This window comes from Rufibacter ruber, assembly GCF_014138425.1.
Taxonomy (GTDB): Bacteria; Bacteroidota; Bacteroidia; order Cytophagales; family Hymenobacteraceae; genus Nibribacter; species Nibribacter ruber_C.
The window spans coordinates 132,354-154,570 of record NZ_JACJIQ010000004.1; the positions used below are offsets into that span (position 1 = coordinate 132,354).

The 22,217-nt window shown below is 52.3% G+C and carries 11 protein-coding genes; 2 read left to right on the forward strand and 9 right to left on the reverse strand.

The features are described from left to right. Positions 1-119 precede the first annotated feature (119 nt). The 5 genes from FHS90_RS06205 to FHS90_RS06225 form a co-directional block, all read right to left on the reverse strand. Complete coding sequence (locus FHS90_RS06205) at positions 120-1,526, reverse strand: FAD-dependent oxidoreductase (protein WP_182512389.1); 1,407 nt, start codon at positions 1,524-1,526, stop codon at positions 120-122. A 5-nt stretch (positions 1,527-1,531) separates the two neighbouring features. Further along, positions 1,532-2,842, reverse strand: a complete 1,311-nt coding sequence (locus FHS90_RS06210; RefSeq protein ID WP_182512390.1) for an MFS transporter — start codon at positions 2,840-2,842, stop codon at positions 1,532-1,534. Between the two features lie 401 nt (positions 2,843-3,243). Then, positions 3,244-4,503 carry a DUF5689 domain-containing protein gene (locus tag FHS90_RS06215; protein ID WP_182512391.1) on the reverse strand — a complete coding sequence of 420 codons (1,260 nt, stop codon included), beginning with the start codon at positions 4,501-4,503 and terminating at the stop codon, positions 3,244-3,246. A gap of 34 nt (positions 4,504-4,537) precedes the next feature. Next, positions 4,538-6,028 carry a SusD/RagB family nutrient-binding outer membrane lipoprotein gene (locus FHS90_RS06220; RefSeq protein WP_182512392.1) on the reverse strand — a complete coding sequence of 497 codons (1,491 nt, stop codon included), beginning with the start codon at positions 6,026-6,028 and terminating at the stop codon, positions 4,538-4,540. A gap of 11 nt (positions 6,029-6,039) precedes the next feature. Then, the gene (locus FHS90_RS06225; RefSeq protein WP_182512393.1) at positions 6,040-9,270 is read right to left on the reverse strand and encodes a SusC/RagA family TonB-linked outer membrane protein; all 3,231 of its coding nucleotides are present in this window, start codon (positions 9,268-9,270) and stop codon (positions 6,040-6,042) included. A 654-nt stretch (positions 9,271-9,924) separates the two neighbouring features. Here FHS90_RS06225 and FHS90_RS06230 point away from each other — a divergent pair. Next, entirely contained in the window at positions 9,925-10,689 is a 765-nt protein-coding gene (locus tag FHS90_RS06230) for a DeoR/GlpR family DNA-binding transcription regulator (protein ID WP_066839631.1), read from the forward strand. Positions 10,690-10,746: 57 nt separating this feature from the next. Here FHS90_RS06230 and FHS90_RS06235 read toward each other — a convergent pair whose 3' ends face one another. From FHS90_RS06235 to FHS90_RS06245, 3 genes are all read right to left on the reverse strand, one after another. After that, positions 10,747-10,965, reverse strand: coding sequence for a hypothetical protein (locus tag FHS90_RS06235; protein ID WP_182512394.1), 219 nt, complete (start codon positions 10,963-10,965; stop codon positions 10,747-10,749). A gap of 6 nt (positions 10,966-10,971) precedes the next feature. Beyond that, the gene (locus FHS90_RS06240; RefSeq protein WP_182512395.1) at positions 10,972-11,994 is read right to left on the reverse strand and encodes a metallophosphoesterase; all 1,023 of its coding nucleotides are present in this window, start codon (positions 11,992-11,994) and stop codon (positions 10,972-10,974) included. Positions 11,995-12,809: 815 nt separating this feature from the next. Then, a complete protein-coding gene (locus FHS90_RS06245) occupies positions 12,810-14,195 on the reverse strand; it encodes an aldehyde dehydrogenase (protein WP_182512396.1) in 1,386 nt (461 codons plus the stop codon). 285 nt (positions 14,196-14,480) lie between these two features. Here FHS90_RS06245 and FHS90_RS06250 point away from each other — a divergent pair, with 285 nt between their 5' ends. Next, positions 14,481-14,957 (forward strand): hypothetical protein, encoded by a 477-nt coding sequence (locus FHS90_RS06250; protein ID WP_066839404.1) that lies wholly within the window; start codon positions 14,481-14,483, stop codon positions 14,955-14,957. 334 nt (positions 14,958-15,291) lie between these two features. Here the strand turns inward: FHS90_RS06250 and FHS90_RS06255 are convergent, their stop codons facing one another. Continuing rightward, the gene (locus FHS90_RS06255; protein ID WP_182512397.1) at positions 15,292-21,672 is read right to left on the reverse strand and encodes a T9SS type A sorting domain-containing protein; all 6,381 of its coding nucleotides are present in this window, start codon (positions 21,670-21,672) and stop codon (positions 15,292-15,294) included. Positions 21,673-22,217 lie beyond the last annotated feature (545 nt).

The following is a 22,217-nucleotide window of genomic DNA, read 5'->3' on the forward strand; positions in this document are numbered from 1 at the left end:
GGTGAAGAAGCGCAGTCTCCCTTAATGAAGGATAGCCTAGGTTTCTGGCGTTGCCTGCGGTAATATTTTCTGTTTAGGGGCTATTTTCAGAAAAATAGCCCCTAAACAGAATGCTTTGATTACGCTTCCTGCATTTCCTGCACTGGGGCCGGCCTCAGGTAGGCGCCCGTAGCCAGTAGTTCTTCCTGCAGTTGCTTCACGTCAATTTGTGACGGCGCCACGCCCGCTCTCACCGCAATCTTGGCAGCCCGGCCCGCAGCCTCGCCCATGGCCATGCACGGTGCCATCACCCGTATCGCCGACATGGCTTCATGGGTGGTGGAGATGCAGCGGCCCGCTACCAGCAGGTTTTCTACTTTCTGTGGCACCAGTGAACGGTACGGAATGTCATAGCAATCACCGCACCACTCCAGGGTGCAGCCGCCGCCCTGCGGGTGGTGGATGTCCAGGGGGTAGCTGGCCACGGCCACGGCGTCTTCAAAGCGGCCGCAGCTGAGGATGTCTTCCTTGGTCATGACGTACTGGCCCACAATGCGGCGGGTTTCGCGTATGCCCAGGAACGGTGCCATTTTGGCGAAGTAAGCGTTTTCAAAGCCCGGTACATACGCGGTAAGGTATTTCTGGATCTCAATCACCTGGCGGCGTCCTTCAATTTCACCATGCGAAAGGCTGGCCGGGTTGGTGCCGTCCACGCCGTTGATGCGGGTCATGTTCACCCACACTTCGCCCTTGCGCAAACCCGTGATCAGAATGGTTCTTTCCACGGGCAGGTCAAAACCGGCGTCGCGGGCTTGTTGCATGAGGTTGCGCATGCCTACCACAATAAACTGGTGGTTCTGCCCGAAATACTCCGCCGGGATAAAGTCTGTGAGGTAGGTGCGGGGTTCCTGGGCGATGCTCATGCGCAGTTTATCGGTGTCTACGCCGGCCAGGCAGAACATGAGGGTAGGAGGCTGGGCGCCGCCGGTTTCATTGCCCTGCTCACAGGGTACGCCGGCTTTGAAGGCCACATCGGCGTCGCCGCTGCAGTCAATCACGGTCTTGGCTAGAATAGCCTCTCGGCCCGATTTACTTTCAATCACCACGCCCCGCAGCTTGTCTCCGTCCATGACCACATCGGCAAAAAACACATAGAGCAGTACATTTACGCCCGCTTCGGTGAGCATGTCCAGGGCGGTATTTTTCACGGCCTCCTGTTCTACCAAGGTAAGGCTCATGTGCAGGGGGCAGGGGCGGTGTTCGCTGGCGGCGTCTTGGGTGGCCAGGCGGTCTATGAATTTCTGCGGAATGCCTTTGATGATCTGGTTGCCTTTCTGGCCAAGGAAGCCCAGGATAGGCAAACCAATAGTCATGTTACCGCCCAGAAAACTGCGGCTGTCAATGAGGGTTACGTTGAGGCCATCCTCGGCGGCAGCCAGGGCAGCGGTGATGCCAGACGGACCTCCGCCTACCACCAATACATCGGTTTCCAGACGTACGGGCACGGTTCTGGCGGGTTCGTTGACTGTTAAAAGATTCTCATTCATGGTACTTACACGTTAAGCGTTAATTCTGAAGTATTTACTTGAGGAGCGTGGGTAGGGCTTGGTTCACTGCCGACAGATACCTTGGCTTTGGGTCTTTCAGGGCGCACCATGGTCCAGAGCACCAGTACTGCCAAAGGGTGCAGCAGCGCCATGGAAATGAAGATGCGCTCGGCGCCCAGGGTGCCCAATAGCTGGCCCACGAAGTAGTTGAACACCACCGCGCCGGCCGCCCCAAAGCCGCCCGCAATGCCCAATACGCTGGCCACATTGTTGACCGGGAAGGCCTCTGCCACCACCACGCTCACGGTGAACAGCCAGCTGAGGCAGGCCATGCCTACAATACTGAAGATGAATAAAGTGACGAAGGGATTGGGGATGTATGGGGTGAGCACGCACAGCGGCGCCAGCACGGCCACGCTGGTGAGCATGATCTTGCGGGCCATAAGCGGTTGTTTACCCTTCTTTACCAGACGGTCAGACCACGCCGAGGTAGCGATAGCACCCAGGTCTGCTACGAGAAACGGAATCCACCCAAACATGCCCATCTGCTGCAGAGACAGACCAGACTCTTCCTGCAGGTAGCCCGGCAACCAGAAAAGGCAGAAATACCACACAGGGTCGCTGATGAACCTGATGAGCAAAATGCCCCACAGGGTGCGAGTGCCCCACAATTGTCGCCAGGTGAAGGCGGTGCTGTCTGCGGGGTTGCCGGTGCCTACGGCCTCGCGGGCTACTTCTGCGGGTGGCTCGCGGTAAATGAAAATCCACAGCACAGCAATGGCCAGCCCCACCGCTCCGGCCACCAGAAACACAAACTGCCAGTTGAACGCTAGCGCCAGCCAGGCCACCAAAGGCGGCGCAATAATGGCGCCAATGGAGCTGCCCGCCACGCAGAGGCTGTTGGCGGTGGCCCGCATCTTGCCCGGAAACCAGATGGTGATGACCCGTAGCTGCGCCGGAAAGTTGGTGGGCTCGGCCATGCCCAACATGCCCCTGAAGAAGGTGAACTGCCCAATACTCTTGGAAATGCCGCCGCCCAAACACGCCAATGACCAGCCTATGATCCCGAAGAACATGGTCAGTTTAGCGCCAAACCGGTCTACCAGCCAGCCCGTGACCGGGTACATAAGCGCATAGCACACCGTGAAAATGTTCACGACTACTGCATAGCCAGAGTCATCTAAGCTAAACTCCTCTTTCAAAACTGGTTTGAGAATGGAGAGGATCTGGCGGTCAAAGTAATTGAAGACAATGGCCAGGAAAATGACCAGGATGATAAACCATCGTCGCCGGTTAGGGGGAAGCAGTGAGGCCATGGGTGCTTGGGGATTTGTTTGTTAGGTTCAGGTGTTGGTGGTGTGTTAAGTAGTTGCTTTCGGTTTTGCCATAAATGAAAGTAGATAGCTCTGTAAATAAAGAAAATTTAAATTTTTTAAACAAATTTAAAAATGGATAAAGATTCATAAAATATAATCAGGCATCTAAGATTGCAAGTGGTGTCATGGGGAAGTAGCGTTTTTGTGTGACTGATCAACAGATGAGCCTTGCATAGCTGTATGCGGTTTGGTGGTAGCCTCACGTTTTCTACGCTTGTTCCTTGTTGGTTTGATCTATGGAAGAGCACTCAAAAAGTTAAGCCTTTGCGTTTCTGGGCTGTTTTTCAAAAAACAGCCCAGAAACGCAAAGGCTTAAACAGATGTGCCTAGACTAGCGTGGCCTACATCTTCTCATAGACAGCAAAATCATCTACGCTTAACCTTCCATTGTTTATGGACGTGTTATTGGTTGTTCCTAAGCCAAGTTTGTTAATCCTGAATCTAACTTTGCCCTGAATGTCCATGGTGTAGGTGATGGTTTTGGCTACTGAGTTGGCATCTGTGATATTAGGTCCATAGGCTTTCCAGGTTTTGCCATCATCAGTTGAATACTCCAGACGGAAGGTACTGGAGGCATCTGTGTAATAGGCGCCATAGGAGAAAGAAACTTTAGAAGCTCCGTTCAATACATTAAATTCCATTTGCAAGTAGGCCGAGGAGCTTAGATTCTGCTGGAAACGTACCGCTTGCAGGCCCGGCAGGCTGAACCGGTCTCTGCCGGCGGTAGGGCCTAGCAATGCCTGGGTGAAACGCCATTTTCCGGTTTTCAGATCAAGGGTGGCGGGGGAGGTGTAGGAGGTTTTAGTGGGGCCTTCAAAAGTCTCGGGAAAGCCTTCATAGACAGGGCCACCCACGTCTACTATGTCGTTCAGGTTGCGGGGCCATAGCCTTGTTTTGGGTGCTTCCTCTGGGGTGGCGGCATAGGGCATGGCAATGCCCGTGAATGTGGCGCTGGCCGGGAGCCTGGTGGTGGCAAACGTGGCCGAGGCTTCTGTGTTTAGTTCAATGGTGTCTGTGCCGTCAGTAAGATCCTTGACGCCGGTGTAGGTGTCAGTGGCCGCCGGATTGGGTTTGATGGCGCCAGCGTACACCCGCACTAAAGTGGCTTCGTAATTCTCTGGGAGGCTGTCCAGCAGATAGGCCGTGACGTTGATAGGTATTACGGGTCTGTTGGTGGCTACCTTGGTGATGCTGCCGGGATTGATTCCTTTGAGCTGCAATGCTCCGTTGACTTTGGTCAGGACAGCGTTTTCTAAATTTTCAATTAAGATAGAATCACCTAGGGAGTAGTTGGCGGCGGCATCGCCTAAGTGCAAAGTAATGCCCTTGGTCAATCCTTTCTTAAAGCTTTGGAGCACGAGCGTGCCAGGTGTAACATTGCCATTGGCGTAATCTGAGATCACGGTGCCCCTTACCTGGTAGGCCTCCTTCATGTTCTGCCGGGTTAAGACCACGTCTTGCCCCTGGTAGAGCTTGCGAATGTCCTGAATAGCAATGACGGGGCTTAGGGTGCCCTTCTGGTCGTCATAGTTTTCATATTCGCAGGAGGTCCAGGTGCCCAGTGCGAGCAAGGCTGCTAAGATCTGATATATTCTTTTCATGTGACGTTCTCGCTAAGATGTAAATTAGATTTGCTTAAGGCCGTTGCCACCATACTAATGTATTGATGTCATCTGGGCCTTGGCTGGCAATGGCGGCATCCAGGTTGTTTTTGTTTGTAGACTGTAGCACAATAGGGTAGATCATGCGGGCCGGCATCTTGCCGCCATTTTCATGCCCTTGCCCCACTGGCAGAACAGGATGACCGGTGCGGCGGTATTCAAACCACTGCTGGAAATCTGTGTAGAACAGCGCATAGTATTTCTGAAGGTGAATTTTCTCCAGTTTGTCTTCCAGGGCCAGTGCGTCATCCCAAGCCAGTTCTTCTTTGGTCAGATAGTCTGTGGGTACGGTAGCATTCCATTGTGTGATGCCGCTGGTGATCCCGGTCTCATAGTAGGTTTTGGCTGAGGTGGTGATCCAGCCGCGGGTGGCGGCTTCGGCTAAAATGAATTGGGTTTCAGCATAAGTCATGATGTTCCCTAAGCGGTTGTCTGAAGCGAGGGTGGTGACAGGCTGTGACCTGGGAGTGACATTCATATTCATTGGGTAGCCTCCTGGAATCCCTTCAAATTCACCATTGGAGATAGTGGCCCAGATGGGGAGTCGTGGGTCTGACCACTCTTTCAGGTTGTTAATGAAGAACTGGGTGTATTTTACTGCGTACCAGTCAGCGGGGCGCCACGTGGCGAAAGGGTTGTCATAAGGGGCGGTGCCTGTCCAGTTGATTCGGGCGCCGTCTGTATTGGCAGTCATGATGGGGTAAGTGGCCGCTCTGGTTTCCGCTATCTCCTTAAACTTCTCTACAACTGTTTTGTCATTGACCATGGGTTCAGATGTTTTGTTGGAGAGGCGCAGGAGCAGCCTGAGATACATAGAGTTGCCCAGTTTTCGCCAGTTGGCGGCTACACCGCCATACACGGGGTCGGCGCTGGTTTCAGCGGCCGGAAGATTGGGGGCAGTGGTTAAAAGGGTATTCGCTTCCTCCAGTTTCTGGAACATGTCAACGTAAATGTCTCGCTGGGTGTCAAATTTGGGCAGGAATAGGCGGTCTTTCCCCAAGCTGGCTTCTGAATAAGGGGCGTCGCCATACATGTCCGTGATGAGAGAGGTAACCCATACCTGGCAGATCAAGCCAATGCCTTTATAGGTATTGCCAGCCAAATCTGAGGCAGTGATTCTGATTCTCTCGGCGCCGCCTTTATAGACGTCTTTAAAGTTGGCCAGCTGTATGTACCAGTTGTTCCACATGTAGGTTGACTCACTGCTCCGGATGTCATACCTGAAAATTTTGCCTTCCACGTCTCCCATGTTGATGTGGTCCTGCATGAGCTCATTGTTGATGCGCTGAGCCCGGTTCATGTTCTTTTTCAGGACATCAGTAATGGCGGGTGCCAGCAGGGTTTGCGGAAGCGCGAATTCGCTGGCGTTGGGGTTCTGTGCCAGGTCCATGAAGTCATCTGTGCAGGCTGGGCTGGCGGCCGTAAGCAGGCAGAAGGCGTATATAAACGGTTTCTTAAATTTCATGTCTTGTGAAATTAAAAGCCAATGGTGATGTTCAGTCCAATTGTTCTGGTAGAAGGGAGCTGGGCGTTCTCAAAGCCCTTTTCAATGGACCCTCCGGCCAGTGAGCCGAATTCAGGGTCGTAAATTGGCCAGGGGCTCCAGATGTACAGGTCACGTCCGTAGATGCCAATAGAGGCTTTCTCCAGGCCAATGCGCTTGTATAGGGATGCCGGCAGTGTGTAATCAATGCGGGCCTCACGTAGTTTAAGAAAGTCAGTGCTGAAGGTGTTGCCTTCAACATTCTCGCGGCCGGCATGGGCTACATAATAGGTGGTGATGTTCTCTGTGATGACGTCATTGGGGCGGTAGGTGCCGTCTAAATTGCCTTCTGCGTCTCTGTTTGCGATCACGCCTTTGCCCACAATGCCATTGTCGCGGCCAGGCAGGGTAGATTTAATTTTGCCTAACTCTGTGTTGATGGCATTGGTCATGGAATAGGCAGAGCCGCCTACCTGCCCGTCTACCAGAAAGCTAAACCGGAATTGTTTGTATCTAAACTCGTTGCCCAGGCTGGCCTTCCAGTTGGGGTTGGTGTGACCCAGGTAGATGGGTTCCTGGGTTTGCAGCGGATAGCCGTTCTCGTAGATGATCTGGCCGTCTGGGGCCCGTTGATAACCAATGCCATAGATGGCATCCATTCTGCCGCCTACCCTGGCTTCTACAGCACCCCGCTGGCCGGTCTGCAGCTGCAGTGAAGGCAGGTCATCAGTGAGGGAAAGTACTTTGTTGCGGTTGGCAGAGAACGTGGAGAACGCTTTCCAGTTTAAGCCTTTCTTGCTTTTAAGCAGAGTGGCGTTGGCTTCAATCTCAATACCCTGGTTGCGCACTTCGCCTGCATTGATCACGGCGGCATTTAAACCGGTGGAGCGGTCAAGTCCTGCGGTGAGAATCTGATCTTTGGTGCTGCCACTGTACATGGTCAGGTTGAAACCAAGTCGGTTTTTAAGGAAGCGCATTTCAAGGCCGGCCTCGTAACTGGTAGTGTAGAGAGGTTTAAGATTTTCATTAGCCAGCGTGGTCTGGTTGGCTAACGCGCCCGGGAAGCCGGTAACAGGGTTATAGCCAATAAACGTCTGATATGGCGTATTCCGGCCGCTGCCTACCCCGGCAAATGAACCTCTCACTTTCATGTAAGAGATAGCAGAAGGGAAGCGCAGCATTTCAGAAACAATGGCGCTAACGTTCACAGATGGATAAAAGAAGGAGACGTTTCTGGTGGAAGTGGTGGTGGCCAGCACGCTGTTCCAGTCATTGCGGGCGGTTACGTCCAAAAACAGGTAATCATTAAAACCAAAGGTGGCCAAGCCGTAGAGGCTGTTGATCACAAAGCTGCTGCGGTAGGGGATGGCCACAGGGAGGTCTCTGCTGTTGGCAAGTTTGAAGATTTGCGGGTAGATTAAGTTCTCCGCCCGTATTTCGTCACTCATATATTCATTAGCTAGGTGGCTGCCCCCCGCAGAAACTGAGAAGTCAATCTTGCTATTAAGGATCTTGTTGTATTTGAGGAGGAAATCACTGTTAGACTCTTGGGAATAAATGTTCTGTGAGACAAAGCGCCCTAGTTTGAAGCGCTCAGTATCAAAGGGCCTTTGTTGGGTTCTTTTGTCATGGGCAAAGTCAATGGCTGTGCGCACCATCAGGCTCAGTTCTTTGGTGAAGTTATAGGTAGCGTTGATATTACCGGTAACCCCGTTGCGGTTTTGCCCATTGAGCATTTCATAGGAGATAAGGTACGGGTTGTCTGGCAAGCTGCTGAAGGGGTAGTTCTGCTCTATTCCTGCACGGTTGTTCTTCCAGTAGTTTTTGAGCCAGTTAAGGTCTCCGTTGGGAACCCAATAGCTGGTCCAGTACATGACAGTTTGGTTGTTGTAGCCAATGGCGGGCAGGTTGTCTGTAGACTTGTTGGTGTAGTTGATCTTGGTAGCAATCTGCAGTTTCTCATTCACTCTGTGGCTGGCTGATAGAGCAACTGTATTGCGCTTGTAGCCCGTATTGGGCATAACCCATTCATTGTGCAGGTTGGTGTAGGAGAATCTGACGGCAGTATTGAGGTTGCCGCCGTCCAGGGTGACAGTGTTGGTGAACGTTTTGCCAGTCTGGAAAAAGTCTTTAACGGCGTTAGGATAGGCTACCCACGGGGTGCGTTCTTTGCCGGTGGTCTGCGTTATGGGGTCAAACTGGAAATATTTCTGTCCTTCAAACTTTGGTCCCCAGGCAGAGCTGGTGGAGCGGGTGGTAGGGCCGTCTGCGGTGGCGCCCCATGAGTAGTATTGCTGCCCGTCCAGTCCCTGTCCGTACTCGTATTGCCAGTCTGGCCACCGTGAAATTGTTTCAATAGAGGAGTTGGAGTTGATAGTGACGCCTATGCCTTTTACGCGGGAAGTGCCTGATTTGGTGGTGATCACGACCGCGCCGTTGGCGCCTCTCTGGCCGTAGAGCGCGGCCGCCCCGGGGCCTTTCAGCACCGTCACGGTTTCAATGTCTTCCGGGTTGATGTCGTTTAGGCCATTTCCGAAATCTACAGGCTGGTCGCCCCCGGCAGAGCCGGTCATGCGGCCGCTTCCGTTGTTGATTACTACCCCGTCAACAACAATCAACGCTCCGTTTTCTCCGGTGAGGTTGCTTTCTCCCCGTAGAATGATGGCGTTGGAGCCGGCAGGACCCGACCCGGAGCGGGTTAAATTCACCCCGGCTACTTTGCCAGATAAGGCGTCTGTCCAGTTGTTAGACAGGGATTCTGTCAGTTGCTCGCCCTGCACCGTGGTAGCTGAGTAGCCCAGGGCTTTTTCTTCCCTTTGAATCCCCAGGGCTGTTACCACCACTTCATTCAAGGTCTGGGAGTCTTCTTCCAGCACAATGGTGAGTGTGTTGGTTTCCGGAAGACTCATTTCACGAGTTTTAAAGCCAATGTAGGAGAAGATGAGGGTGCCCTGGTTGGAGGGAAAGGTGAGGCTGAATGTGCCGTCTGTGCCGGTGGCGGTGGCAATAGAAGTGCCTTTTAACAGAACAGTAACGCCAGGCAATGGCTCGCCGGAGCTGGAGGTGATTTTTCCGGTAATGGTTCTGTCAGGGGTTTTCTTTGCCAGTTGGCTTTGCCTGGGTGGTTGCTGGCTGGCCAGGGTTTGGCCATTTGCCGGTTCTATGTAGCCGGAAAGCCAAAGCACCAATGCCAGGGGTGGTAGCTTGAGTAAAGTTTTGTACATAGTTGAAAGAGTTTATGAAATGGAAAAGGGCCTGGTATGCATTTTAGAAATTTACATGTGTGAGAGAGGTTTTTCGTTCAGCAATAGGGCGTGTGTAGCCCAGTCGTGCAGAGGCTGCCGTCATAATTCTATAATGTTCCGGTAAGGGTTAAGAGGTAATGGCGCTCTGAGTGTCACAGCCAAACACCTGACTTCCCCCAGTGCCAAGACTGCTGTGGGTGGCAAGTGTTGTGAATTTGGTAAAATGGACCCCTTAAATGGATGTCTTGTTTCAAAGAAAGAAAATTTAATTTTATTAAACAAAAATTTATTAAATATAAGTTAAAGAAAGCGAAGCAAGTTGTGATTTAAAATGCTGGAACCTTATAAAGCACTTACAGGAGTTAAATCATACGTGGTGTTGCCGGCAGAAAATGGGTAATAAAAAATGAACATGATTGCAGTTTTTTCTTGATAAAGAGCTTTAACAGAGAATAAAGGCATGGTCTCTGCGTTGGTGTCAAGACTATGATGGGGTAAAAGTAGTAGGAGGAACAAAAGCTTTAAGCATACTTTCAGTTATCAAATAGTTAATAATTTGAAAACGTTTTTAACTTTACATGAAAGAAACAGCTATGCCTTGTTAAAAGGTGGGCATGATCTAAGAGAAGAAAAATGAATATTACTGAAAGGCATCAATTGATATTGCAGCGGCTCCAGGAGAACGGCAAAGTGGGTATTCAGGAGTTGAGTGATTTGATGAAGGTGACAGGGGTAACCATTAGGAAGGACTTGAAGCTGCTGGAAGATAAAAGCCTGCTGTTCAGGACGCAGGGGGGCGCTTCCATCACCAATCCCTACACCATAGAGCGACCCATCAACGAGAAAGAGTTTATGCGGGCCGAGGAGAAGCAAAAGATTGCCAAAGCCGCGCTGGAGCTCATTGGGCAGCATGATTCTATTATTATTGGTTCTGGTACTACGGTTTTCCAGTTGGCGCGCTGCCTTTACCCCAGCAAGCACTTAACAGTGATTACGCCTGCCGTGCGGGTGACCCTGGAGCTCTGTGCCCGGCCTAATGTGGAAGTGTTGCAACTAGGCGGAGTAATCAGGCCTAATTCCTCTTCTGTGGCGGGAGCCTACGCCGAAGGAGTGTTGGAGGATATTGCCTGTGGCACCCTGTTTTTGGGGGTAGATGGGATTGACCTTGACTTCGGGTTTTCCATTACCAACCTGGCTGAGACAAGCCTGAATCAGAAAATGATAGAGTCTGCGCAGGTAATTGCAGTCCTGGCTGATAGCAGCAAGTTCGGACGCAGGGGGTTGGGCCGTGTGTGTCATCTGGAGCAGGTGCAGTACGTGGTAACAGACAGCGGGGTGCAGCCCGGCATGGTGGAGCAGCTGGAAGAGCGGGGGATTAAAGTAATTATAGCCAAGTAGAAGGCTGATCTGCTGCCTGAACGCCCTATGTCTTCTTTGAGAGAGCATAGGGCGTTGCTATTGTTGGGTAATAGAGCCCTCTTTGCGTTTTTGGGCTGTTTTTGAAAAAACAGCCCAAAAACGCAAAGAGGTTGCTGTGGAAGATTGCTGTTTAACCCAAGTTCTGATGCTTGCTGCCCTGCTGTGATAACCGCCCTGCCCTTTCAGAGAAGGGCATTTTCCTGCCGCTTTTGCAGATGATTCCCCTCTTGTGATGGCAACTTTAATAAATTTCAACTTGAGTTATTTAAACAGAGGCACGGTGAATTGGCTGTCCTCGTCTTCCTCCCACAGATGGTTGCCGTTGGCCCGGGGGGCCATGGTGCGCACGCTAATAGTTTGTGCTTTCAGGTCAAATTTCATTAGGCGCATGAGGCCGTTTCCGCCGTTGCGCTTGCCTGGTTCACTGGTCCTGGACTGGTAATCTGCTAAGAAAGACTTTATGACGTTGCCGTTGAACTCGTCGCGGCGCAGGCCTTCTCCGGAGCGGTGGCCGGAAAGCATCATGAAAACGTTGGGAAACTTCTTGAACCGCTCGTAAATGCTCTTCCCTTGCGGGGTAAACTTGCTGGGGGTGCTGTTGTTGCCCGTGCCGGCAACCTCATTGCTCTTGCTGCCGGCAGGGCGGGCCAGGATGCTATGGCTCACAATGATGGCTTTGCGTTTGGCATGTTTGGTTAAAATGCTTTCGGCCCAGTCATGCACCTCCTTTTCCAGCGCAGCGTTGTATTCACTGTCTCCGGGTTCATTGTATTCCAGGTAGAGCACCAGAAAATCCAAGCCGCCGGTCGAAAATAAATCATAATGGTTGTCATTACTGTCTGAAGAGCCGTGGGCGCCACCGTAATAAGGGCGGGGCTCAAAATGTTTGCGCCCAAAGAATTGTTCAAAACCTACCCGGGTGCTGCTGTCGGTGGGGTTTCCGTTGGGAGTCTGGTCGTGGTTGCCTACTGCCACCCCGTAAGGAATACCATAGGGGAGGCCCTTGGTGGGTGCTTCCAGTTGGTAGAGAACCTTGCGGGCGCGGTCCCACTCCTCGGGTTTGGCCCTGCCGTGGTCTACTATATCGCCTACGTGGGCCACATACGCAATTTTCTCGGCGGCTTGATTTTGTTTGATCCACTTGATCTGTTCCTCAAACATTTCCATGGTGCCGCCATGCTTGAGGGCGGTATAATATTGGGTGTCTGGCAACACTACAATCTGGAAAGAATTTTCATCAGCTGCCTTTTCTACCTGAGTAGATTTGCAGGCAACAAGGCTCATGCAGAAATAGAAAGCAAGGGATAAATGTTTCCTGAAAAAAGCTTGTGCGGTTTTTGTCATGTTATGGTTGGTTAAAAAAATGCAGAGCACAGGGAGTCGCCTGGGTGGGGAAATGAAGGGGTGGTGGCGTTTTTGGGTATGCAAGCCCTGGTGCGTAGTTGGCAAGGGCAATGCGGTTAATGTGAAGCCGGTTTTGCGGATTACAGTTAGAGGAGTGGCGGGTATAGCTATTCATTGCTTGGCTTCTGCAAGGGAGAGCCAGGGAGGCTGTCTCGTAAATGCCTGATGAAGGTGTACGGTTCTGCACGGGTAGAGATTTTTCTCTGTTTTCGGCCTGTTTTCCTGAAAACAGGCCGAAAACAGAACAGAGTCTTCAAGATTTAATTTAGGAAATAGCTTCTGCCGTTAGGTCATTTTTGGGTGTGCCATGCCTGTGATTTTTAGTTTAAAAGTAGGGGCATGCCCAGTCTTGTTCCACTGTGTTCAATTGTTTGGTAAGAATAAGAGGAAATATAATTAAATAAAAATAAATATTTTTAAAGCTGTGCTGCTTCTGCTTTAGAAATGATGGAGACAGATAGATTCTAGTTTGCTGAGACAGGCCTTGTGAGGTCTAAATTTTGCTTTTATGCTGTAAACCAGCCTCGCAAGAACCGGGCTTTGCCTATTTGCCCAACAGCGCTGCCATGCTGTCCAATAAGTGCTGCGCCAGAAACGAATGCGGTGATCTTCGCCGGCTGTTAAACCAAATTTTCATAGGCTCTTAGGGCTGTGGCTGGAATACATAGAAGGCTTTTGTCTTCTGGGGCAAGAAGTTAAATCCACTTGAACACCTTCTTCATCCAGCCCAGCTTCTTCAGGTACGGCGGGTACCGCAGCGGCAGGTCTGGCCAGAACGGTTTTTTTAACACACTTTTCTGGTGGGAGAACGCGTCAAAGCTGTACTTGCCGTGGTAGTTGCCCTGGCCGCTGGGGCCCACGCCGCCAAAGGGCAGGTGCGGGTTGGCCAGATGCGACACGGTTTCATTGATACAAGCCCCGCCCGACGACGTTTGCGCCAGCACCTGCTCCTGCGCCTTTTTGTCTCTGGAGAAAAAATAAAGGGCCAGCGGCTTGGGCTGCGCATTTACCTGCTGAACGGCTTCTGACAGCGTGTTGTACGTAAGCACCGGCAGCAGGGGGCCAAAGATCTCTTCCTGCATCACGGCATCCTGCCAGGAAACGTTGGTGAGCAGGGTGGGGGCTATGTACCGTTCGTCTGCGTCTGTTTCGCCGCCCGCGAACACTGTGCCGCCCAGCAGAAGCTGGCTGAGCCGCTGGAAATGCCGGTCATTGACAATGCGGGCGTAGTCTGGGCTTTGTTTGGGAGAGGTGCCGTAAAAATGGGTGAGGGCGGTTTTCAGTTCTTCCAGCAGCGGTTGCTCAATGCTTTTGTGCACCAGCAGATAATCTGGGGCCACACAGGTTTGCCCGGCATTGATGAACTTGCCCCAGGCAATGCGCCTGGCCGTTACCTTCAGGTCAGCGGTCTCATCTACCAGACAGGGGCTTTTGCCGCCCAACTCCAGCGTGACCGGGATGAGCTGCTGGGCGGCGGCCTGGGCCACAACCTTGCCTACAGGCACGCTGCCCGTGAAGAAGATTTTGTCAAACGGCAGGTGCAGGAGCTGCTGGCTTGTGTCTGCCCCGCCTTCCACCACAGTGAGGTAGTCATCTGGGAAATACGTGCGCAGCAGTTTGGCTGTTACGGCGCTGGTGGCCGGGGTAAGCTCAGACGGTTTCAGAATGGCGCAGCAGCCGGCGGCAATGGCGCCAATCACCGGAGCCAGCGTGAGTTGAAACGGGTAGTTCCACGCCCCAATGATCAACGCCACCCCATACGGCTCCGGGTAAATAAAGTCTTTGGAGGGGTAGTTCAGGAAACTGGAGGGAACGCGGCGGGGCGCCATCCAGTTTTTGAGGTGTTTCCGGGTGAACCTGATTTCAGCTAGCAGTATGGCCATCTCGGTGGCGTAGGTCTCAAAGGCAGGCTTGCCAAAATCTTCGGCCAGGGCCGAAGTGATGGCCTGCTCCTCCTCAATAATGGCCTGCTGCAGCCGTTGCAGCATCTGGCTTCTAAAGGCATAGGTGCGCGTATGGCCCGCATGAAAGAAAGCTTTCTGCCGGTTAAGTAAAGTAGAGAGGTCCGTCTGGTACGTCATGGTAGGTCCGTGTCAAGAGGGTAAGATAGTGACAATACGCGGGTTGGGGGAGAAAGGGCGGTAAACTTCTCAGCAGGCGCGGCAGAGGGGGCAGGGAAAGTTTTTGGGCAAGAGTAGGGGAATTTCGTTTTTAGGCTATTTTTGCGAAAACAGCCCGAAAACGGGAAAAACAAATAAAAGTTTTCACGGAAATTGACCGCCATTTTGGGGGGTGGCTTCGTAAAAAGGAGACCGCCAACGGCAGGGTCCTAACACTTATTTAACAGCGACTAAAACAGTACAAAGATGGCACCACGCGGCAACTATGATGACGAATACGGCTATGATGAGGATGACTTCAAGAATAGCCATTTTGATGATGAGTTCTCCTTTGATGATGACGAAGATGAATTTGCAGACGGGAAAGGCGGTTTTGGTCCAGATGACGATGAGGAGGTAAACCTGCCGTATGAGGGGGAGCTGTTCAACGAGATGCTGAGCAAGCTGCACGGTACCCTGATCATGTACGGTGAGGATGATGCCCAGATGATGGACCTGCAGGCCGAGTTGCTCAAGGTAGACATTGACAAAGGCACAGATGCCGTTGATGACATGTTCTACCTGGAGGAGGCCAGCCTCATTGCCAAGGTCCTGAAGAAGTACAGCGCCGTCTCCCCTAAGATAAAGGAGATCCATGACAACTTCATGAAAGACATTACCCGTTTCAGTGATGAGTCTGCTGAAGGGCACGTAGGAGACTACTACCTGGAAGACGAAGAGTAAAAGCGGGTGGCACGTCAGGGATTTCTGTTTTCGGCCTGTTTTCCGGAAAACAGGCCGAAAACAGAAATCTGTTATCCCCTTGCATTTTCGGCGGAGCCGCCTCCTAACCATATTCTTAAATAAAAAAGCAGGCCTCAGAAAAGGCCTGCTTTTTTATTGGGTGTGTGCTCGCTTAACGCGTGTTTAAAATCTGACTTTTGCGCTGCAAACGGGGGCAAAAGAACCTGACCTCCCGGTTGCCTCGCACCATGCGGTGCTCTGCTGCTCAATGAATGCTGTAGAAAAACCTTTCGCTCCCCGTTTTCACTTGTAAAATCAATTTATAAACAAGCGTTTAGCGTTTTATCACCTTTAAGGTAGTGTCTGTGGCAGCGCTTCTTACTTTTATAAGGTAGGTGCCCACTGCTACCTTGGAGAGATCAAGTTTCTGAACTGAGGCCCCTGGCACCTCCTGGGTTTCTACCAGTCTTCCGTCTAGCGCGTGAACCGTTATGGTTACCCTGGCGGCGGTTACTGCCGTCAGGTCCAGGTTTACCACGTCACTGGTGGGGTTGGGGTAGAAGCTCACCTTCACCTGGGCCACGGGCACGGCGGTAGCCTTCACAGAGATGACCTTGCTGTACTCATACTTGCCGTCATAGTCTACCTGCTTGAGGCGGTAGTAGGCGGTGCCGGTGAAGGCGCTCTTGTCAAGCAGGCTGTAGCTCATCTTCTGGTTGGTGGTGCCGTTGCCGGCCACCTTGCCCACGGTGCTGAAGTTCCTGCCGTCTGCGCTGCGCTCCACCAGGAAGTAGTCATTTTCTTTTTCAGAAGCGGTTACCCAGCTCAGCAGCACGCCCTGCGCCTGAGACTTCGCTTCAAAGCTCACCAGCGTGACCGGCAGCACGGTGGTGGCACTTGAGGAACGGAAAGCGTACTCATTGTCTGAGCCGGTCTGCATGGAAACGGTATGGCCGCCGTTGTCTGTGTCAAACAAGTCAACTAATCCGTCATGATCTGAGTCATGGTAGTAGCTGGAGGACTTGTTTAAGAAGGCTGGGTAGCCGTCTTTCAGTTTCAGCCAGTTGGGTACTGTGCCAGTGCCCATGTCTGAATTCACGTACCAGCCTTTGCCATTCAGCTCCTCAAACAGAGTGGCGCGGGCCTTGAGATCATCAAGAGACATGCCGTTTCCGTTGTCATCAAACGCCTCTACATAGTCTTCTGACAAATCATTGTCACTGTCTCTGTCAAGGTAATCTGGCGTTTTGTCTTTGTCTGTGTCTATGGGCACAATGGCAATGCCGCCAGTAGTAGGGTCATACGCATCATTAAGGCCGTCAAAGTCACTGTCAGAACCTGAGCGGAAAACATAGCGGGCTGTGGCCTGTGCCTCCAAGTTGTCTGAGATGCCGTCATTGTCAGCATCCAGGTCTTCATAATCCTGCTGGCCGTCTGCGTCTGAGTCTGGGTTAGGCAGGATAGACACTCCGCTATTGTTGGCTGTTTGGGCGGTAACAGGAATCCCGTTGGCACTCACTGCTCCTTTAAAGATTCCGGCAGCAGCATCATAGAGAGTGCTGGAGGGAACAATGCCTCTATTGGCCTCTACGGCATTGGGTATGCCGTCTCCGTCAATGTCAATGTCAAACTCGTTGATGAGGCCATCCAGGTCTAAGTCAAATGCATCATTGGCTTCATCATTGTTCTTGTCCTGGAAAACCCCAAAGACAGGGTGCACGAAATCAATGTCCAGAAAATTAGGAATGCCGTCATTGTCTGCGTCGCCTAATGGGGACGTGGCACTGTCAAGACGAGGGTTGAAGACCCCATCATTGTTGGCATCTAAGTCCTGGGCATCTGGAACCCCATCGTTATCCCAGTCATTAGAGATAGTGAAAGTAACAGTGCTTTCTGAGACACCGCCAACGGCATCAGATGTTTCAATGGTAAGGGTATACGTACCCGGTACCAATGCAAATCTCTTATCAACTTCAAGCTCACCATTGGTGCCAAAACGCAAGCCGGCCGGTAAAGCACCATTGATAACCCTTGCATTCAGGATTACCCCGTCTGGGTCACTGGCTTCAGCAATATGGTCACCAGACTTAAGGGCAAACATATGCTTGCTGGTAAACAAGGATGTATAGGTTGCTTCACGGTCAACAGAGGTAATGTGCACAACTGTGCTGTTGTTGCCATTCTGAGTGTTTCCGCCGTTGGGGTCAAATTCGTTTGCGGTGTATTTGTAGCCTAAGCTGTTCAAGACGCCAATGGTGGTGGGCTCTACCAGCAAGGTAATGGTTTTTGACTCGTTCACCCCCATGTTTCCAATGATCCAGAGGCCTGTGGCGATATCAATGCTGGTGCCGGCTGGCGTAACTGAGCTGCCAGGTACCAGCTTCAGGCCGGGGGCAACCCCAGCTGCCAGTACTACGCCGGTGGCCGGGTCTGGACCCAGGTTGGATGCCGTAATAGAGACCAGATACTGGCCGCCTACATAGTAGGGGCCGCTTGCTACATTGCTGCTGAGGGCAATGTCTGCCGTGGCAGATCCTTGAATGCTCGCCGTCTGGCTGTTATTAGAGGCTATATTGTCATATTGGTTAGAGGCCACTACGGCAGCAGTGGTAGAATAAGCGGTGGCCATTTGTGGTTTAACCGTGATCACCAACGTTTGGGCATTCGCAGCGCCTGGCAGAAGGTCAGAACCTAGGGTCCAGCGGCCAGTGGTGGCGTCATAACTGCCAGAGCTGGCTGTTGCGCTCACAAAGGTTAAACCAGCCGGTAGTTTGTCTTCAATCACCACCCCTGTAGCCGCGTCTGGGCCGTTGTTCTGAACTTTCACGGTGAAGCTGGTTTCCTGGCCATTGTAGAAGGTAGGAGACGCAGCCGTGTTGGTGACCGCTAGCTCGGCCACTGGCAATACGTTCAGCAGTGCCACTGCCCGGTTGTTTTCAGTGATGGGGTCATAATGGGTTTGGTTTGTAATGCCGCCCCCTAGAAACAAACGGCCATTAGCGTTTGGAATCCCCTTTAGCTCCAGTGTTTTAGATTCTCCTACAGCCAATGTTCCCACATGCCACATACCAGTGGCCATGGAGTAGGTGGTGCCGGCTGGAACAAATAAGCTGGAGGGGATAAAGGTGATGGTGCCGGTACGGGTATCCATGCCTTGTAAATCAGTTGCCACATCTGGGCCGTTGTTAGTGACGGTCATCCGGAAAGTAGCTTCTGTTAGGTTGTGGTAATAATTACCAGAGGGATCATTGCTGGTCACCGTGAGAAAGGTTGACACCTCAGCCGTTTTGCGCACAACAACAGCGGTAGAGGCGGAGTTGTTAGAGCTGACATTGTCTGTTTGAGCCGGTGTGCCGGTGCGGCTAGCGGTAAAGGTATAGGTTTTGTCTCCGGTCACAGAGGCATCCACATTAGGGGTTCCGGTTACAATCAGTTCAGCAGTGGTGCCGGCCGCCAGAGAGGGGATCTCCCACACGCCGTTGGTGTAAGTGCCTACGGTGCCACTGGTGCCGGTAAAGGTAAACCCTGCCGGAAGCGCCGCGGCAATGGTCACATTGGTGGCTGCGTCTGGACCCGCGTTAGAAACTACAATCTTAAAAGGGATGGGCTCTTTGGTATAATAGTCAGTCTTAGGCGTAGATACGGCAACGGCAATGTCTGCGGTGACCACACCGCTACCAGATCTGATACTGTTTGAGGCGCTGTTGTTTGAACTTACATTGTCATACTCTGTATGGGTCTGCGTTGCGGTGGTGGTGATAACGGCGCTCTGGTTGATGGTGGCGGAAATGGTCATGGTGGCGGTTGCGCCGCTGGCCAAGGTGCCTACATTCCAGGTAAGGTTTCCGGTGGTGGCGTCAAAGGTGCTGGTACCAGTAGAAATAGTCCTGCTGTTGTAGGTCAATGAAGCGGGTAAATTGTCTGTTACCACCACATTGGTAGCGGCACTAGGCCCATTGTTGGTTACCTGCACGGTATAGGTGACCGTTTCGCCATTGGCGTAGGTGCTGCCAGCAGAGGGTGTAACAGTATTGGTCACGGCCACATCTGCGGTTGCTTTTACCGTGATGGTGCTGGAGGCGGTATTGTTGCTGCTCTGGTTGTCAAACTCAGCATGGGTCTGGGTAGAAGACAGGGTATAAGTGCCGGTATTGGCGGCTTTAGCATACACGGTCAAGGTCTGGGTAGCGCCGGTAGCCACGGTTCCTACTGTCCAGACACCCGTAGAGGCGTTGAACGTGCCTAAACTGGCACTGGCACTCGTGATGGTCAAGCCAGCCGGAATCTGATTGGCAACCGAAACAGTGGAGGCGTTATTAGGGCCGTTATTAAGTACTTTAATGGTAAACATGACCTCTTCATTCTGGCCGGGGTTGCTGACCGACACAGTGCTGGTCACGGCCACATCTGCAGAAGGGGCTACTGTGATAGTGGTAGAGGCAGTATTATTGTTGCTGTTCTCATCTAATTCAAACCCGGTACGGCTGCCTAAACTGGCCGTAGTGGTGATGGAGCCTGAGGTAAGGGTTCTCGCCACCAGGGTTAGCGTTTTAGTCTCATTCAGGGCCAGCGACCCTACGGTCCAGGCACCGGTGGCGGCATCATAGCCTGCAGGAGCGGCGCCTTCTAACGTTAAGCCAGCGGGCAGTTTATCTGTAACCACCACCCCTGTTGCCGTATTAGGGCCCAAGTTCTTAGCCGTCACGGTATAGGTGACCAATTCCCCGTTGTTATAAGCGGTTTTGTCACTTACATTCTTTACCTCAATGTCAGCGGCGGCCTGCACGGTAATGGTGGCGGTGGCGCTGTTGTTAGAGGCCACGTTGTCAGGCTCAGTGTGTGTCTGGGTGGCAGTGGCAGAAATGGTGCCCAATACCAACGGTTTGGCAGTGATGGTTAAGGTCTTGGAGGCTCCTATGGCCAGGGAACCCACATTCCAGACACCGGTGCTAGGGGAGTAGTTGGTTGCGTCTGAAGAGCTTACAAACTCTAATTTGGTTGCGTCCAACTTGTCTGTTACCTGCACGTTGCTGGCGGCAATAGGGCCGTTGTTCGTCACCGTAACGGTGTAGGTGAAAGACTTGCCAATAGTGTACGGCGCAGTGGCGGCGGTGTTGGTTACCGCTACATCTGCGCTGCAGTCATAGTTGAACGTGGCAGACTGAGTGGTAGAGGCGGTATACCCGTACGTCCAGGTGTTAACGGTTTTTAAATCCCCGGCCGTGGTAGAGGCAGATCCCCAGCGGTGCACACCAGCGGTAGATACCACCCCAAAGAGTTCTGTCTGCGGGGCCGGAAAAGAAGTAGTAGGCAGGTTGGAGTCATCCCAGAACAGGAGGGCATTGTAGTTAGAACCCGCAACCGGTCTCACGTCTTCTACCCTGAAACCGTCTGCGTTGGCCTCAGCATCCCACACCGGGAAATGCACGGCCGCACTGTTGTTCCGGAAGAAGTAATTAAGGGTGGTGTTTCTGGCTACCACCTGGCCCAGGCCGTTGAGGCCGTTCCATTCTACGGTGCGGGCACCCTTGGCCCCGGTTGACTCTAAAAGCACGTCAGCAGTACCGGCTTGGTAGCCGTCAACGCCGTTCAGGTTGATCAAGACCACAAAAGTGCTGCTTTCAGTGGTGTTCAGGTTAAAAACAGACTTGCCGCCTCCCGTTGCGGTGTTGCAGCTGGAGGAGATGCCTACGGTAAAGGTGGGGGCGTCAGCACTGGGCCAGATGCTGGGATCTGGGTTGGTTACGAAGTTGGCGTATTCTGGGTAGTCTGTCTGGCTGAGCTGTGATTTCCTTCGCGCTGTATAGGTACTGCCGGCGGCTGTGGTAGAGCCAAAGCTGTTGGTCACAAACCGGAAGAAGTTCTGTGGGGCAATGCCTGCCAATTCAATTTTCTTTACAAAGAACTTGCCCGGCTGGTCAGCGCTCGGGATCAGGGGGAACATGTTGAAATCTTTGGAGAACACATTGCTGGTGCCGCCCGCAGAGAACGACCACAGCTTACTGCGCATGCGGCCCTGGCGCTCCACACCCGTTCCGTCAATGACGGTGAAATCCCAGAAGTCATACACAGAGAACCGGCGGCCATCATCGGTCCAGCTGGATTCACCTACCTGGGTGAACTCCACCCAGTAGTCCTGGTCTGCGCCGGTATTGTTCGTGATGATGAGCGGCTGGTAGCCCCCAGTGTTGCGGGCTACCCCGCTCCATGTATAAGACGGGCCAATAGATGACTGCGAGGCATCATCAATCACACCCGCCTGGTTGGTGTTGAGCAGCATGTGCCGGGTAGAATTCTGGTTGCGGGTCAAGGTGGTCTGCTGCACAATGATCCCTGCCGGGTCTGTGGCAGACGGGCGCCTCACGGTAAGCACCAGGTCTGCCTGGTTGGCAGTGGTTTGGTCATGAATGGTGCGGTGTACCCCGTATAACAGGTATTCACCGGCTTTTACTCTAATGGTAAGCCGGTGGTCATCTGAATACGCAGAGCCGTTTCTGGTAAACCCGTAGGGCTTTAAAAAGCTAAGGGAAGTAATGGCCACCCCAGTGGCGCTGGGGAAGTTGGCATCATGGGCCAAATAGCCCGCTTTGTCGTTCAGCGTGCTGGTGAGCGTTGCGGTTGACTTGTTTGGGGTAAGTTGCTTTGAGCCTTCACCGTACATGGTGAAAGGCAACAGGAGCAAAGCGAAAACGAGTAAACGGAGATAGTGTGCCATATACTTCTTGTGATTAAAGATTTCTGTTCTGCCTTTGGCGAAGGCTGCCGCACAATTCAACTTCCAGAATGGCCGGTAAAGGCACCTTTCAGTTTCCCTAGACAGGGCAAAATTGAACATTTAGTTTGTGGCAGCTGGTTGGTTTTCGGTCAAACCAAGGCTGGTCACGATGAACAGAAACTGGTTTAGGCAGAGCCAAGGGACTACCCGATGAACACTCGGTTTTGGACGGTGAGTAAATAAACCCCTCAGAAGAGTACTATAATCAAATGGGTATTGTGCCTTTCTGCGTTAAATCTTTGAGGAGTTTGCGGAAAGTATCATATATCTATATGGTTCATTCTATATATAGATATTCTAGTAGTGCCGCTGGCCAGTATGCAGGTGAAAGTGATTGGGCAAAGAAAAGAGGCAGGTGTCTTTCTCTGGAAGGAGCGCGGTGTTTGGTTGGGTGTGCCTGATTCTACAAGAACTGCGTTTGCAAACTAGACGTTTGTCAATGCGAGGGCGAACGCTTCTGTTTTAGGGCTGTTTTCACGAAAACA